The 14,966-nt window shown below is 61.0% G+C and carries 12 protein-coding genes; 6 read left to right on the top strand and 6 right to left on the bottom strand.

The genetic code is table 11. The annotated features are described in order from the left end of the window. The first annotated feature begins 89 nt into the window (after positions 1–89). The 5 genes from SPHS8_RS13920 (at position 90) to SPHS8_RS13900 (ending at position 6,376) form a co-directional block, all read left to right on the top strand. Positions 90–1,757, top strand: coding sequence for an MFS transporter (locus tag SPHS8_RS13920; protein WP_097093674.1), 1,668 nt, complete (start codon positions 90–92; stop codon positions 1,755–1,757). 70 nt (positions 1,758–1,827) lie between these two features. Further along, positions 1,828–2,460 (top strand): TetR/AcrR family transcriptional regulator C-terminal domain-containing protein, encoded by a 633-nt coding sequence (locus SPHS8_RS13915; RefSeq protein ID WP_236575160.1) that lies wholly within the window; start codon positions 1,828–1,830, stop codon positions 2,458–2,460. 91 nt (positions 2,461–2,551) lie between these two features. Further along, complete coding sequence (gene cysD / locus SPHS8_RS13910; protein WP_097093575.1) at positions 2,552–3,463, top strand: sulfate adenylyltransferase subunit CysD; 912 nt, start codon at positions 2,552–2,554, stop codon at positions 3,461–3,463. Positions 3,464–3,692: 229 nt separating this feature from the next. Further along, positions 3,693–5,606 carry a sulfate adenylyltransferase subunit CysN gene (gene cysN / locus SPHS8_RS13905; RefSeq protein ID WP_201516032.1) on the top strand — a complete coding sequence of 638 codons (1,914 nt, stop codon included), beginning with the start codon at positions 3,693–3,695 and terminating at the stop codon, positions 5,604–5,606. Further along, entirely contained in the window at positions 5,603–6,376 is a 774-nt protein-coding gene (locus SPHS8_RS13900; RefSeq protein ID WP_201516031.1) for a 3'(2'),5'-bisphosphate nucleotidase CysQ, read from the top strand. The genes cysN and SPHS8_RS13900 overlap by 4 nt, the downstream gene beginning before the upstream one ends. A 54-nt stretch (positions 6,377–6,430) precedes the next feature. Here SPHS8_RS13900 and SPHS8_RS13895 read toward each other — a convergent pair whose 3' ends face one another. After that, complete coding sequence (locus tag SPHS8_RS13895; protein WP_201516030.1) at positions 6,431–7,216, bottom strand: SIMPL domain-containing protein; 786 nt, start codon at positions 7,214–7,216, stop codon at positions 6,431–6,433. Positions 7,217–7,335: 119 nt separating this feature from the next. Here SPHS8_RS13895 and SPHS8_RS13890 point away from each other — a divergent pair, with 119 nt between their 5' ends. Continuing rightward, on the top strand, positions 7,336–8,160 hold the full coding sequence (locus SPHS8_RS13890) for a DUF1206 domain-containing protein (protein ID WP_201516029.1): 825 nt from the start codon (positions 7,336–7,338) through the stop codon (positions 8,158–8,160). A 43-nt stretch (positions 8,161–8,203) separates the two neighbouring features. Here SPHS8_RS13890 and SPHS8_RS13885 read toward each other — a convergent pair whose 3' ends face one another. The 5 genes from SPHS8_RS13885 to SPHS8_RS13865 all read right to left on the bottom strand — a co-directional run bounded on the left by SPHS8_RS13885 (position 8,204) and on the right by SPHS8_RS13865 (position 14,961). Then, positions 8,204–8,476: a hypothetical protein gene (locus SPHS8_RS13885; RefSeq protein WP_201516028.1), complete on the bottom strand. Its 273-nt coding sequence runs from the start codon at positions 8,474–8,476 to the stop codon at positions 8,204–8,206. Next, positions 8,473–10,053: a PepSY-associated TM helix domain-containing protein gene (locus SPHS8_RS13880; protein WP_201516027.1), complete on the bottom strand. Its 1,581-nt coding sequence runs from the start codon at positions 10,051–10,053 to the stop codon at positions 8,473–8,475. Before SPHS8_RS13880 ends, SPHS8_RS13885 begins: the two co-directional genes overlap by 4 nt. After that, positions 10,050–10,370, bottom strand: coding sequence for a hypothetical protein (locus SPHS8_RS13875; RefSeq protein WP_201516026.1), 321 nt, complete (start codon positions 10,368–10,370; stop codon positions 10,050–10,052). The genes SPHS8_RS13880 and SPHS8_RS13875 overlap by 4 nt, the downstream gene beginning before the upstream one ends. 92 nt (positions 10,371–10,462) lie before the next feature. Beyond that, entirely contained in the window at positions 10,463–11,827 is a 1,365-nt protein-coding gene (locus SPHS8_RS13870) for an efflux transporter outer membrane subunit (protein WP_201516025.1), read from the bottom strand. Continuing rightward, positions 11,824–14,961: an efflux RND transporter permease subunit gene (locus tag SPHS8_RS13865; protein WP_201516024.1), complete on the bottom strand. Its 3,138-nt coding sequence runs from the start codon at positions 14,959–14,961 to the stop codon at positions 11,824–11,826. The genes SPHS8_RS13870 and SPHS8_RS13865 overlap by 4 nt, the downstream gene beginning before the upstream one ends. Positions 14,962–14,966 lie beyond the last annotated feature (5 nt).

The following is a 14,966-nucleotide window of genomic DNA, read 5'->3' as shown; positions in this document are numbered from 1 at the left end:
GGACGGTCAGCGCGATTTCGTTCAAGCAGCCATGCGAACCGGGTTCAGCACAGGAAACGGGAATAGGGATGAGCGACAAGGCCGGAACCATGGCTGATACAGTGCCAACCCCGGCAGGGCGCTTCACCCTGCTGGAACCACTGCGGCAGCGGACCTATCGCACCATCTGGATCGCCAGCCTCTTTTCGAATTTCGGCCAGTTGATCCAAGGCGTCGGTGCTGCCTGGCTGATGACGCGGCTCAGTGCATCGCCACAGATGGTGGCGCTGGTGCAGACCGCCCTCATGCTGCCCCTGATGCTGGTGGCGCTCCCCGCTGGGGCGATCGCGGATATGTTCGACCGGCGCAAGGTGGCGCTGGCCGGGCTCATATTCGCGTCCTTGATGGCCGTGGGACTGACGCTGCTTGCGGGCGCCGGGTTGCTCTCTCCTTGGACATTGCTGCTCTTCTGTTTTCTGATCGGGGCAGGGGTCGCTCTGTTCGGGCCTGCATGGCAGGCATCGATCGGCGAGCAGGTGAGCGGCGAACATCTTCCTGCAGCCATTGCCCTGGGAACGATCAGCTACAATGTTGCCCGCAGCTTCGGTCCGGCGATCGGCGGCATCATCGTGGCTGCCTTTGGAGCGATGGCCGCCTTCGCGGCCAATGCCGTCTTCTACCTCCCCTTGATCATCGCCTTCCTGCTTTGGCAGCGAGAGCATAAGCCTTCGCGCTTGCCGCCGGAGCGGATCGACCGGGCGATCATATCGGGCGTCCGCTACGCACTTCACGCACCATCCATCCGCGTGGTGCTCATCCGCACCCATGTCGTAGGGCTTGCCGGGGCATCCGTGTCGGCTCTGACGCCGCTCATCGCAAAGGACCTGCTGCAGGGCACGGCGAGCACCTATGGACTGCTGCTGGGCGCCTATGGCGTAGGCGCTGTGTTGGGGGCTGCCGGACTTGATTTTGTCCGTCAAAGATTGCGGCCGGAAAAGGCTGCCCGGTCTCTGTCCCTGCTGCTCGGCGCCATGATCCTCCTCGCGGGAGTCAGCGGCAATACGCTTCTCACCTGCACTGCATTGATGATCGCCGGAGCAGCCTGGATGATCCTGGTCGCGCAGTTCAACGTCGCGGTTCAAATGTCTGCACCTCGCTGGGTCACGGCGCGCGCGCTTGCCTGCTACGGCTCGGCATTGACGGGCGGGCTCGCGCTGGGGGCGTGGATTTGGGGATCGGTCGCCAGTGCATTCGGCACTGGCGAAGCGATGATGTTGTCGGGAGCGGCGATGATGTTGAGCGCGCTGCTGGGCCTCATCATTCCACTTGCCCCATCGCTGCCTGACGGCCTGGAAGAAAGCATCCTCACCCATCAACCTCAGGTCGGGTTGGCGCTGACGCCGCGAAGTGGGCCGATCATCGTGGAGATCGATTACAGGGTCGATATTGACAAGGCTCGCGATTTCTACGCGGCCGTGCAGAAGCTGCGCAGTGCTCGCCTGCGTAGCGGTGCCTTTGGCTGGTCAGTGGCGCGCGACATCGCCGATCCTGCGCTTTGGACGGAACATTATCACTGTCCGACTTGGGGCGACTATCTGCGCCAGCGCGACCGCATGACCATTAGCGACCGGCAGGTGGAAGACGCGGTCAACATATTTCATGAGGGCAGTAATGAAGGTCGGGTGCGGCGGCGGCTTGAACGGCCGACCGGTTCTGTGCGATGGCGTGCGGACACGCCAGACCGGCGGGATGAAGCCATCGATATAATCTATCCTTAGATCAACCGGTTCGGTCTGGGCCGACGGGAAGCGTTGTCAATATCGGCAGGAGCGTTAGAATCGCTCTGAAATGGAGTTGGAGAGCGGCATGCCTAGGCAGTCGAAACGGACGGTAGGGCGTCCCCGAAGACTGACGCTGGAAGCGATTGTCGATGCCGCTTGCGAAGTCGGCATCGCCAAGCTGGAAATGAGTCTGGTCGCTGAAAAGCTGAATACCGGCGTCGCAACATTATATGGCTATGTCCGTGGCCGCGAGCATCTGCTTGAACTCGTGGCGCAGCGCCTTGTCGGGCAGGCACTGATTAAGGATGAAGGGCAGAGCTGGCAAGAAATATTGCGTGAGCATGCCACGATTACCTATCGGCTGTTTCAATCTCTGCCTCAACTCATCACTAACCTGATGGCCAAAGAACCTGAGCAGCATTCGTTCGACTATTCAGCAAGGGTGCTCATGATGCTGGAAAACAGAGGCCTTCCTGCGAATTTGGCAGTCGACGCATATATCGAAGTCAACCAGGTCGTGATTGGCGCTGCGATCAGCATGATGCGGAGAGAAGGACTCGCTCAACTGATCGCTGAAGACGAGAATGAATGGGATCCGCTGCCAGCGATCCTCGGTGATTACCGGATTACATTGGAACGTATCATTTCGGGCTACGAGGCGGATCTGCAATCCCTGGGGCCAAAAGCGCGCCGGGCCTGACTTTCGCGAGAGAAAATGAAGCTCTCCCATTTGGGAGGTTTGATGATTCGCACCTTCTGTCATCTGGATCGGCGAAAGGCTGGAAAAGACGATGACAGACAATAACACGCTCACCCACCTGGCGCGCCTGGAAGCGGAGAGCATTCATATTTTGAGAGAGGTTGTGGCTGAGGCTGAAAAGCCGGTCATGCTATATTCCGTGGGCAAGGACAGCGCCGTGATGCTGCATCTCGCCCGCAAGGCATTTTATCCTTCGCCGCCGCCATTTCCCTTGCTCCACGTCGATACGACCTGGAAGTTCAAGGCGATGTACGACCTGCGCGACCGCATGGCGCGGGAGAGCGGCATGGAACTGCTGGTCTATCAAAATCCTGAGGCGAAAGAGCGGGGGATCAACCCGTTCGACCACGGCCCGCTGCACACCGACATGTGGAAGACCGAAGGTCTGAAGCAGGCGCTCGACCTCTATGGCTTCGACGCAGCTTTCGGCGGCGCCCGCCGCGACGAGGAAAAGAGCCGCGCGAAGGAGCGCATCTTCTCCTTCCGCACTGCTTCCCATGGCTGGGACCCAAAGAACCAGCGCCCGGAGTTGTGGAACCTCTACAATGCCAAGAAGAACAAGGGCGAGAGCATCCGCGTCTTCCCGATCAGCAACTGGACCGAACTGGATATCTGGCAGTATATCCACCTCAACAATGTGCCGATCGTGCCGCTTTACTTCGCGCAGGAACGGCCCACGGTCGAGCGTGACGGCATGCTGCTGATGGTGGACGACGAGCGCTTCCCGCTGAAGCCGGGCGAAGAGCCGGTGATGCGCTCGATCCGCTTCCGGACGCTCGGCTGCTATCCGCTGACCGGCGCGGTGGAGAGCAACGCGCAGACGCTGCCGGAAGTCATTCAGGAAACGCTGCTGACCACCACATCCGAACGCCAGGGCCGCGCCATCGACAAGGACGCGGGCGGCGCGGGCATGGAGAAGAAGAAGCAGGAAGGCTACTTCTGATGGCGGCGGTGCGCCCATCTTTGCTCACGCGGAGACGCGAAGACGCGGAGGGGCTGCATCAAGCCGCAGGCTTTCTCCTTTTGACCATGGTGCGGCCTGATGCTGCGACTTGTCCGACAATGCGGCTTCGCCGCGTGCGCGGCCTCTCTGCGTCTCTGCGGCTCCGCGTGAACCCTCTTAACCAGATCAACGAGATCCCAGCTTGCACTGGGATGACGGGACAGATGACATGACCGACACTCTCGACGAACCCATTTACAAGACCGACGCCCTCATTGCCGAGGATATCGACGAATATCTGAAGGTGCATGAGCACAAGACGATGCTGCGTTTCATCACCTGCGGGTCGGTGGACGATGGCAAGTCCACGCTGATCGGCCGCCTGCTCTACGACAGCAAGATGATCTTCGAAGATCAGCTGGCGGCGCTGGAGGCGGACAGCAAGCGTGTGGGCACGCAGGGTCAGGAGATCGACTTCGCCCTTCTGGTCGACGGCCTCGCCGCCGAGCGTGAACAGGGCATCACGATCGACGTCGCCTATCGCTTCTTCGCGACCGAAAAGCGCAAGTTCATCGTCGCCGACACCCCCGGCCACGAACAATATACGCGCAACATGGTGACGGGCGCATCGACCGCGGACCTCGCCGTCATCCTGATCGACGCGCGCAAGGGCGTGCTGACGCAGACCAAGCGTCACAGCTATCTGGCGCACCTTATCGGCATCCGGAATATCGTGCTGGCGGTGAACAAGATGGATCTGGTCGATTATGACCAGGCGGTCTTCGACGGCATCGTCAAGGATTATACCGAGTTCGCGCGGTCGATCGGCATCCAGCATTTCGTGCCCATGCCGATTTCGGGCTTCAAGGGCGACAATATCACTGGCCCCTCGGAAAACACGCCCTGGTACAAAGGTCCGTCGCTCATCACGCATCTGGAGACCGTTGAGGTCAACAGCGCGACCGATGCGGAAAAGCCATTCCGCATGCCGGTGCAATGGGTGAACCGCCCGAACCTCGACTTCCGCGGCTTTTCCGGCCTGATCGCGACCGGCACGGTGAAGCCGGGCGACGCCGTGCGCGTGCTGCCCTCGGGGAAGACCAGCACCGTCACCCGCATCGTCACGCTGGATGGCGATCTTGAGGAAGCAGTGGCGGGCCAGTCCGTGACCATCTGCTTCGCCGATGAAATCGACTGCTCGCGCGGCGACGTCATCGCACTCGCCGACAATCCGCCACAGGCCGCCGACCAGTTCGAAGCGACCATCGTCTGGATGGCGGACGAGGAAATGCTGCCGGGCCGTCCCTACTGGCTGAAGGTGGGGACGCAGACCGTCACCGCGACGGTGCAGCAGCCCAAATATCAGGTTAACGTCAACACGATGGAGCATCTGGCGGCCAAGACGCTGGACCTGAACGCCATCGGTGTCGCGAACCTGTCGACCGACAAGCAGATCGTGTTCGAGCCTTATGAGCAGAATCGGACGCTCGGCGGCTTCATCCTGATCGACAAGATCACCAACGCCACCGTGGCTGCCGGCATGCTGCACTTCTCGCTGCGGCGGGCGCAGAATGTCCACTGGCAGGCGACCGACGTCACCCGCGAATTCCATGCGGGCCTCAAGAACCAGAAGCCTGCCGTGCTGTGGTTCACGGGTCTGTCGGGCGCTGGCAAATCGACCATCGCCAACCTTGTCGAAAAGAAGCTGGCGCGGATGAACCGCCACACCTTCTTGCTCGACGGGGACAATGTCCGCCATGGCCTCAACAAGGACCTTGGCTTCACCGATGCCGACCGCGTGGAAAATATCCGCCGCGTTGGCGAGGTTGCAAAGCTCATGACCGACGCGGGTCTGATCGTCATCACCGCCTTCATCTCACCCTTCCGTTCGGAGCGCGAAATGGTGCGCCAGATGATGCAGCCGGGCGAGTTCGTCGAAGTGCATATCGACACGCCACTGGCGGAAGCAGAGGCGCGCGACGTCAAGGGCCTCTACAAGAAGGCGCGGTCGGGTGAACTCAAGAACTTCACCGGCATCGACAGCCCCTATGAGCCGCCAGAGGATCCGGAAATCCGCATCGACACCACGTCCCTGACGGCGGACGAGGCGGCCGACCTCATCATCGCGAGGCTGATCCCATGAGCGAGGCGATGAGCGATGGCGATCTTGCCGCGCACCTCGCCGAGGTCGCGGGCCGGATTCTGATCAACGTGCGGGCTTCGGGGCTGTTCAGCCCCAAGGCGCTGGGCAAGGCGGGCGATCAGACCGCCAACCAGTTCCTGGTCCACGCCCTGCGGGAAGTCCGTCCCGAAGACGGCCTCCTGTCGGAGGAGGAGAAGGACAATCCCGAACGGCTCGCCAAGAGCCGCGTCTGGATCGTCGATCCGGTCGATGGCACCCGCGAATATGGCGAAGAGCGGTCCGACTGGGCGGTTCATGTCGGCATGGCTGTCGATGGCGAAGCCGTGCTGGGCGCGGTCGCGCTGCCGGGCCTCGACCTCACCGGCACCGGTGGCGGCACCGTGTTGCGGTCCGATCAGCCGCGCCCGCTGCCGCCCGCGCCCGAAAAGCTGCGCATGGTCGTGTCGCGCACCCGCCCCGCCAAGGAAGCGGTGGCGGTCGCCGAACGGCTCGACGCGGAACTGGTGCCGATGGGTTCGGCAGGCGCGAAGGCGATGGCCGTGATCCTGGGTCAGGCGGACATCTACCTCCATTCCGGCGGCCAATATGAATGGGACAGCATGGCCCCGGTCGCGGTGGCGCAGGCGCACGGCCTGCACTGCTCGCGCATCGATGGCAGTCCGCTGATCTATAATCAGGAAGATGTGTATTTGCCCGACCTGCTGATCTGCCGGAAGGAACATGCCGAGCAGGTGCTGACCCTAATAAGCGAAGTACAGGTCAGCGCCTGATATCTGCATGAACTGAATTGAGCCACGCCGCGAGCGCGCAGCGTGGCTCAAACTTCATCTGGTTAAGGCGAACTGGACCGAGACCGTCGCACCCAAAGTCAATTCGCCAGGCGCTACAGGACTGGGTGGAGGCGGGGGAGGGGGCGCTCCTGCCATGCGACCCGTCACCATGATGGGTTGAACCGGATAGTAGCCGCCGCCCTCGCTGATGGAGATGGTTCGCGAAATCCTGAGGCCTGCCGCGCGGGCGTACAGCTCGCCGCGAGCGCGAGCATCCTTGACAGCGGCGACCCGTGCTTCGTCCAATGCGGCCTTTGGATCGTCCAGCGTGAAGGAAGGACCATCCACCTGGTTGGCGCCTGCCGATACCAGCGTGTCGATGATGCGCCCCATCTCGCCCAGTTTGCGCACACGCACCTGAACATTGTTGCGCGCTTCATAGCCGATTATGCGCGGAGCCTCTGGCTGAACGGGCGCGACATAGGGTTCCCGCGCCATTCGCGCCCTCAGCTGCGCTTCCTGTTCAGGATTGGAATATTGCGGCTGAAGCGAGAGCGCCGAGGTTTGAATATCCCTGTCTCCGATACCCGCACGTTTGAGCGCTTTGATCACCTCATCCATGCGCGTGGCATTGGCCGCCAGAGCCTCGCCTCCAGTCTTTCCCTGCGTGACCACGCCTGCCGAAAAGACGGCAAGATCGGGCACCTGCCGGCTCTGCCCTTCGCCGCTTACGACGAGTAGCGTTTCATCCGGTGTAAGAACCGGCGTTGCCGCTGGAAGTTGAGCCTGCACCACCGAAGCTCCTCCCGCCACGGCGATCAGAAAGGCAAGGTATTTCATCGGCATCTCCTGACCCGTTGCTTTAGCGCAACGTATGTTCGAGCATCCGGTTGCATGATCGATGTCATGAGCGCAGCAACTTCGGCGGCTCCCCTGCGTTGCGGCGGAAGGAGATGCTGATGAAAATGATGAGAGAAGATCCCGCTGGCTGGCTGACCATGTTGGCGCGGCTTGGCTTTGCCGCGCGCGGTATAGTGTATCTGTTGATCGGCGTGTTCGCCATGGACGCTGCGCTCAATGGAGGTCGTCCTAGTGACAATCAGGGCGTGATGGGCACGATCGCGGAAGCGCCGATGGGACGACTTCTCCTTGTTCTTTGCGCCCTGGGCTTTGCTGGCTATGCCTTCTGGCGGCTTACAGAGGCTGCCTTGGACCCCGAACATAGGGGCGAGAACATGAAAGGCCGGTTTGAGCGAGCGGGCTACGCCGTGAGCGGGATCATCCATGTCGGGCTGGCTGCCGCAGCTGCAAAGCTTGCCATGCGACAGGCCGCGCCTGCGAGCGGAAGCCCCGGCGACCAGGCAGCGCAAAGCTGGTCCGCGTGGCTGCTCGAACAGCCCGCCGGGCCGGTTTTGCTGGCTCTGGTGGCGATAGCATTCTTCGCGACAGCGGCCGCTCAGGCGCTCAAGGCCTACAAGGCCAGCTTCGATGACTTGGCAGGCGACGTACCAGCCCCGGTGCAAGTGCGCTGGCTCGGCCGGATCGGATATGCTGCGCGGGCATTGGTCTTTGCTATGATCGGATGGTTCCTGATCAACGTCGTGCTTCATCGCAATCCTGATGAGGCTGGCGGACTAGGCGCGGCGCTCAGGCAATTGCGCGAACAGGATCAGGGTCCAATCCTGCTGCTGATCGTTGCCGCCGGACTCGCGCTATTTGGGTTGTTCAGTTTGGTGGAAGCCCGATACCGGCGGCTGCGTGTCGTCACCCCTCGAAGGCCTTAGCAGCGTAAGCCGTCCCAACGATCGAAGGCATCAGCTGCCGCGATTACCGCGCGGCACCCGACTGGGCGAGCCAAAGCGCCACGATCCATCCCGCGACGGCACAACCGCCGAACCAGATCAACCACATTGCGGCATCGCCTGTGTAGGCGATGATCACTCCGGGCACGATAGCGCCAACTACATAGAGATGGCGCATTGGCTGACCATGGCCACCGTGCAATCCCGCAGCCCGCCTCCGCTTGGGATCACCAAGGCCCAGCATGGTCAGCAGGCCAACGGAAAATGCCGTTGCGGCGAGCACAAGCCAGATCATCATTCGGCCGCCTGAAGTGTAAGTTCGCCTGAACGCGGGGCGCGCCGCGGGAAATGGCGGGCAAGCATCCAGACGCCTGCGATCAGAAGTGCGATATCGACCGCGGCTATAATGGGCTGACCTGCTTTCATGGCGATGACCCATCCCGGACCGCCCATGAACAGGCGGAGGGAAGGCAGGATGAGCATCAATATGCCCATGCCGCATTCAAGAAGGATACTGAGCTTTATCCGGTCCCTGATGAATGCTCCGCCTATGATCACCAGAGCGGACGCCATCAGGAAACCTGCCGGTGTCCAGAAAAGGGCGCTTCCGGACGAGGTGGCGCACAGGAATGCGACAGCGGTACAAAGCAGTGCAAAGGGCAGGCCGAGACCGACGATTGTAACCATCCGATCAAGCCAGCCCAATGACCTCGTCTCGTTTGCGCGGCGAACGACCCAAAGGCGCAGACCGGTCAAGGTCACATAGCACATCGCAAAACCAAGCCCGAACCAGACCGCTTTCGACAATATGCCAGCAAAATTGCCAAAGTGCAGTGGCGACATGATCCCTGCCAGGGCGCCCCCGGCTGACGGCTTTGTCCCAATCAGCGGCTTCACCTGTTCGAAACGGCCGTCCGCACCGTCATAGAGCAGGCTGATGGGCAGGACGCCGCCTTTCTCCGGCGGGTGAAAAGTCGTGACCTTGGCATCTGCGCGGCCGAAATTCTCTATCGTCACGAAGGTCGGGATTTCGCCGGTCCGCTGGATGGCGTCGCGCGTGATCCTATCAATGCCGCTGGTGGGGGCCGGGCGGGGGTCCGCTTGCCCCGGATTTCCGAATACGCTGCTGTTAAGAGCCTGAACGTCGCCGCCAAACGCGGCCATGGCGACGATCGGAACGCCTACCGTGCCAAAGAAGGAGAAAAAGCTTCCCGTGAAAGCGAGGATGAAGGCGAAGGGCAAGCTCCATGTGCCTGCGACACTGTGCCGGTCGCGATTGAAAAGCACCGGATTTGCCTTCCGCCGCAGGGTGAATATGTCCTTGAACAGGTGCCGGTGTATCATCAGGCCGGACACCGCCGCCACCAGCATCGCCAGTCCGAGTATGCCGGTCAGCAGCAGGCCCCAAGGATTGGGCAAATGTAGACGGACATGTGTGTCGACAAGAAAATGGCTGAGCGCGTCGTCGTTGCGTGGACCAAATACTTCCTCGCTGGTGCCGGCTTGACGATCGATGACTTGGCCATTGCTGTTGACCCTGTAGAAGATGCCCCTGCTTACCAGTTCACCGTCCGGGTCAATCTCATGCCGGTGGAAGAAGGCGCCAAGATCATGGTCGCCAACCTCGAAGAGATCGACGCCTTCATGATATTTGGTTGGGGTCTGGCTTCCCAGTGCCTGGACATTCTGCCCGACCGGGCGCTCGAACGCTGATGTACTGGACATATGGCCCGAAGACCAAATGCCAATTTCCTCCGCGAACACGGCAGCCGTGCCAGTCAGGACCACGGCATAGAGGACAAGGCCGAGCAATATTCCCGACCAGCCATGAACGGCCACCATCAGCTTCGTTTCATTTTTCGGGAGATGGATCATCTGCCACCCTCCTTGGCTGTGGATGGCCAATTGGCCCATTTATGCGCGAGCAGCCCGCCATGTGTCAGCAGCAGCACCAGCGCAATGAGCGCGACACGGCCGACGCTGCGATCAAGGCATGCGTGAAAGAAAAGCACAGCCCAGATCAATGGCGCGAGCACGAGCGGCAAGACCAGATTGTCGATTCCCGCCCGTCCTCCGGGCAACCACAAGGTCATGCCCGCCATCACGATGACGGTGACGCAGATCGCTCCTGGTCCTGCCAAAAGGATGCGGCTCCAGCGCTTTGGAGCAGGGGGTCCAGCCTTCGCTTTCATGCCCCCTTCATACTGCGATGGGGGTATGATGCAAGTCATTAGCAATTAAGTGACTTCAGCTTTTAGTCCGGGAGGAGACTATCAACCGCCTACTAAAAATCGGCCCCGATCACGCGATAGAGGGCGATCCGGTTTTGCAGCAGTTCAAGATCCGTGGCGATCGCGCTTCGCCGCGCCGAATAGAGCGATCGCTGATTGACGAGTGTCGTCAGGAACGGGTCAATGCCCGCGCGATATCGCTGCTCGGATAGAGCATAGGCGTTCTCGTTGGAAACAACCAAGGCTCGCTGAGCCCGCTGTTGTTCCCCTATGGTGCCAGCGCGGGCCAAGGCATCGGCTACTTCGCGAAAAGCGCTCTGGATGGCATTTTCGTAATTGGCGACCGCTGCCTGCTGCTGCGCCTTGCTGAACTCGACATTGGCCCTGACGCCGCCACCGAATATGGGAAGGCTGGCAGAGGGCGCTGCTGACCAGGTGAAGGCATTGCCTGTAAAAAGAGACGATAGGGCAGAACTCGCCACGCCGATTGCTGAGGTCAGGCTGATGCGCGGGAACATCGCGGCGCGCGCTGCGCCGATGTCGGCATTGGCAGCTTGCAGTTGGTGCTCAGCCTGGAGCACATCCGGCCGTCGCAGCAGGACGTCCGATGAAGTCCCTGCGGGCACCTGCGCGGTCGTTCCGATCAATGACGAGAGGGAGAGGGGCAGGAGTGCTTCTTCGACCGGGGCTCCGGCGAGCAGGTCCAGTGCATTGCGGTCCTGCGCCACCTGTGTGACAGCGGCCGCGACATCGGAACGCGACTGCTCTACCACGGTCTCGGCCTGGTGAACGTCGAGCTTACCGGAAAGGCCTACGCCGTTGAGCGATCTGGTGAGCGCCAGCGTTCGTTCTGCACTGGCAAGCGTGTCGCGCGCGACAGCAAGCAATTGTTGATCGGCAGCGAGCACCGCATAGGCACTGGCCGTTTCTGCGACGAGTGCGATGCGGGCTACCCTCGCTCCCTCTTCGGTCGCCAGATAGGATTGGAGCGCGGATTCACTCAAGTTGCGCAATCGGCCGAACAGATCGATTTCGAAAGCGCTGAACCCGATGTCGGCGCTGTAGCTATCCTGCCGTTGATCATTGCGGCGCGAGAAGGTAGCGCCTGCATCCGCCGTGACTGTGGGCAACTGCGCCGCTCTCTGGATGCGATACTGCGCTCTTGCGGCGAGTAGATTTGCCAGCGTGACGCGCAGATCCCGGTTGTTCGCGAGCGCTCGCCCGATGATGGTTCGCAGCCGCTGATCGCCCAGCAGGGCCGTCCATGGCAGCCCTGCTTCTTCCGTGGAGATCGCCGCAGGATAGGCTGCTCCAGCAGGCCAGGCTGGCGGGACGGGTGCGGCAGGCCGCTCATAGGTTGGCGCGAGATTGCAGGCAGTCAAGGCGGCGGTAAGGCCAAGGAGGACGAGGCGCTTCATGCTGGCACCTCCGAACCGGTCGCAGGCGAGGCACGCTTTCGGGTGAACAGGCGCACGATGGTGAAGAAGAACAAAGGCACATAGAAGATGGCCAGCACCGTGCCGGTCAGCATGCCCCCCGCCACTGCTGTGCCGATAGCGACCCGGCTCTGCGCGCCTGCGCCATGGGCGAGCGCCAACGGGAGAACGCCCGCAATGAACGCCAGTGACGTCATTATGATCGGGCGGAAACGAAGCTTGGCGGCCTCGATCGCGGCGCTCATGGCGTCCTTGCCCTCCCGATACGCGAATTCGGCGAACTCGACGATCAGGATCGCATTTTTCGCGGCGAGCCCCATGGTGGTGAGCAGCCCAACCTGGAAAAACACATTATTCTCCAGACCGCGCCCCCATACCGCAACGACTGCACCGATGAGACCAAGCGGAATAACGAACAGCACGGCGAGCGGCACTGACCAGCTTTCGTACAGCGCGGCGAGGCAGAGAAACACGACGAGCACCGAAAGGGAATAGAGCAATGGCGCCTGCCCACCCGACAATTGTTCCTGATAGGAAAGGCCGCTCCACGCGTAGCTCGTGCCGGCGGGTAGTTGCTTTTGCAACCTCACCATTTCATCCATGGCTTCGCCGGAACTTGCCCCAGGCGCGGCCTGACCCTGTATTTCATAGGAGGACTGACCATTGAAGCGAGCCACAGTCGTAGGACCCATCTCCCAATGCGTCGTCGCGAAGGCTGAGAAAGGAACCATTTCTCCTGTCGCCGCCGAACGGACCTGCCAGTTGTCGATGTCGGTCGGCAAAGCTCTGTATGGCGCATCAGCCTGCATGTAGACCCGCTTCACACGGCCGCGGTCGATGAAGTCGTTGATATAGGTGCTTCCCCAGGCAGAACTCAGTACGTCATCGACGTCACTCTGCGTAAGTCCAAGTACCGCAAGCTTCTCACTATCGATATTGACCTTGAGCTGTGGCGTGTCCTCCAGCGTCGCCGCGCGGACACCGGCAAGAAGGGCGCTTTCCTCAGCCGCAGCAAGCAATTGATTCCTCAAGGCCAGGAACTCGTCGCGGCTGAGACCGCCCGTGTTGAGCAACTCGAAGGTGAAGCCATTTGATTGCCCCAGGCCGCGGATGGCAGGCGGCGTCATCGCGAGGATTTTTGCGTCACGCACCGCTGCCAGTTGCTTAGTGGCGCGGCTCGCGATCTCGCTCGCACTGTTCGCCTTGCCCGATCGATCTTCCCAAGGCTTCAGATTGATGAAGCCTTGTGCGGTATTCTCGCCTTGCCCAGCGAAACTGAAACCTTGTGCGATGAAGACGCTCCCGACGTTTTCGCTTTCCTCGCTTTGAAAATAGTTGCGGACGCTGTCGATCGCCTGCCTTGTCCGGGTTGACTTAGCGCCTGCGGGAAGCGTCATCTGCACCATGACCTGTCCCTGGTCCTCGACAGGCAGGAAGCTGGTCGGAAGGCGAACGAACAACAGGGCAAGGATGCCAAGGATCAGCACATAAACACCCCAGAAGAGGGCACGCCGATGCATGACCTTTTCCAACCGGCGCATGTAGCCGCCGGTTACACGTTCGAACCAGCGGTTGAATTTGCCAGCCCAACCCTGCTGGCGGCGCTCCTCGCTCGTCGGTTTCAGTAGCGTGGCGCACAGGGCAGGCGAAAGAATGAGCGCCACGACCACGGACAAGAGCATGGAAGAGACGATGGTGATGGAGAATTGCCGGTAGATCACGCCGGTCGATCCGCCAAAGAACGCCATCGGCAACAGGACGGCCGACAGGACGAGCGCAATGCCGACCAGGGCGCTGCCAATTTCTTCCATCGACTTAATCGTCGCGGATCGCGCATCCAGCCCCTCGTCGTGCATCAAGCGTTCGACATTTTCGACGACGACGATGGCATCATCGACCAACAGGCCGATCGACAGCACCATTCCGAACAGGGTGAGTGTGTTTATGGAATAGCCGAAGAGCGCAAGCACACCGAAGGTCCCGAGCAGGACCACGGGCACTGCGACTGCGGGGATGAGGGTCGCGCGCCAGCTTTGCAGAAAGACGAACATGACGACGACGACCAGCCCGACCGCTTCGATGAGCGTCTTGATGACCTCGTTCACCGAAAGCCGGATGAAAGGTGTCGTGTCGCGGGGAAATGCGATGCTGTAGCCATAGGGCAGTCCGGTGGACAATTCTTCCACCTTGGCCTTTACAAGTTCGGCAGTTTTCAGCGCATCCGCGCCGGGGGCAAGCTGCAGCGCGATGCCTGAACCCGGATGCCCATTCAGCGTCGCGGAAGACGTGTAGCTTTCATTGCCAAGTTCAACCCGGGCGACATCGGAGAGATGAACGACCGAACCGTCATTCTGCGTCTTGACGATGATGTTGCGAAATTGCTCTGGCGTCTGGAGGCGGGAGCGGGCCCGCACGGTAGCATTGAGCTGCTGCCCGGCAGGCGCTGGATCAGCGCCGATCTGCCCAGCGGAGACCTCGATATTCTGCGACCGGATGGCGCTTTCCACGTCCGACGGCATCAATTTGACGGTGGCGAGCTTATAGGGGTCCAGCCATATGCGCATGGCATATTGCGAACCAAAGATCTGAACGTCGCCGATGCCTTCCAGGCGGGAAATGGGATCCTGGAAATTATTGACGAGGTAATCCGAAATGTCGGCCTGAGTGGATCGATCGGTGCGGTCGTACAGCGCGACCAACATCAGGAAGTCGGTTTGCGACTTGGTGACCGTCAGGCCTTGCTGTTGAACCGCATTCGGCAAGCGGCTTAGCGCCTGCTGCACCTTGTTCTGAACTTGCACCTGCGCGGTGTCGGGGTCCGTTCCCTTGTTGAAGGTGACGTTGATGCGCGACTGGCCGTTGGCCGTGGAGGTCGAGGAGAAATACATCAGGCCATCGATGCCGGTCAGCTGCTGCTCGATAACCTGGGTAACGCTGGTTTCGACAGTATCCGCCGAAGCGCCCGGGTAATTCGCACGGATATTGACGGCGGGCGGGGCAATGTCGGGATATTGTGCGATCGGCAGTGACAGCATAGCGCCCAGACCGGCGAGCATGATGCCGATGGCGATAACCCATGCGAAAATCGGGCGATCGATGAAGAAGCGGCTGATCATTTCGA

Origin of the sequence: Sphingobium sp. S6, assembly GCF_905120495.1 — a bacterium.
GTDB classification, from domain to species: domain Bacteria; phylum Pseudomonadota; class Alphaproteobacteria; order Sphingomonadales; family Sphingomonadaceae; genus Sphingobium; species Sphingobium agri.
The sequence above is the reverse complement of the archived record's forward strand: the minus strand, read 5'-3'. Positions and strand labels throughout refer to the sequence as shown.

What these genes read in the sequence shown, in the direction of transcription:
- cysN (WP_201516032.1), top strand. Translation starts at nt 3,693, where the DNA reads ATGACCGACACTCTCGACGAACCCATTTACAAGACCGACGCCCTCATT.
- SPHS8_RS13865 (WP_201516024.1), bottom strand. Translation starts at nt 14,961, where the DNA reads ATGATCAGCCGCTTCTTCATCGATCGCCCGATTTTCGCATGGGTTATC.
- SPHS8_RS13885 (WP_201516028.1), bottom strand. Translation starts at nt 8,476, where the DNA reads ATGATGATCTGGCTTGTGCTCGCCGCAACGGCATTTTCCGTTGGCCTG.
- SPHS8_RS13900 (WP_201516031.1), top strand. Translation starts at nt 5,603, where the DNA reads ATGAGCGAGGCGATGAGCGATGGCGATCTTGCCGCGCACCTCGCCGAG.
- SPHS8_RS13875 (WP_201516026.1), bottom strand. Translation starts at nt 10,370, where the DNA reads ATGAAAGCGAAGGCTGGACCCCCTGCTCCAAAGCGCTGGAGCCGCATC.
- cysD (WP_097093575.1), top strand. Translation starts at nt 2,552, where the DNA reads ATGACAGACAATAACACGCTCACCCACCTGGCGCGCCTGGAAGCGGAG.
- SPHS8_RS13915 (WP_236575160.1), top strand. Translation starts at nt 1,828, where the DNA reads ATGGAGTTGGAGAGCGGCATGCCTAGGCAGTCGAAACGGACGGTAGGG.
- SPHS8_RS13895 (WP_201516030.1), bottom strand. Translation starts at nt 7,216, where the DNA reads ATGAAATACCTTGCCTTTCTGATCGCCGTGGCGGGAGGAGCTTCGGTG.
- SPHS8_RS13870 (WP_201516025.1), bottom strand. Translation starts at nt 11,827, where the DNA reads ATGAAGCGCCTCGTCCTCCTTGGCCTTACCGCCGCCTTGACTGCCTGC.
- SPHS8_RS13890 (WP_201516029.1), top strand. Translation starts at nt 7,336, where the DNA reads ATGAAAATGATGAGAGAAGATCCCGCTGGCTGGCTGACCATGTTGGCG.
- SPHS8_RS13880 (WP_201516027.1), bottom strand. Translation starts at nt 10,053, where the DNA reads ATGATCCATCTCCCGAAAAATGAAACGAAGCTGATGGTGGCCGTTCAT.
- SPHS8_RS13920 (WP_097093674.1), top strand. Translation starts at nt 90, where the DNA reads ATGGCTGATACAGTGCCAACCCCGGCAGGGCGCTTCACCCTGCTGGAA.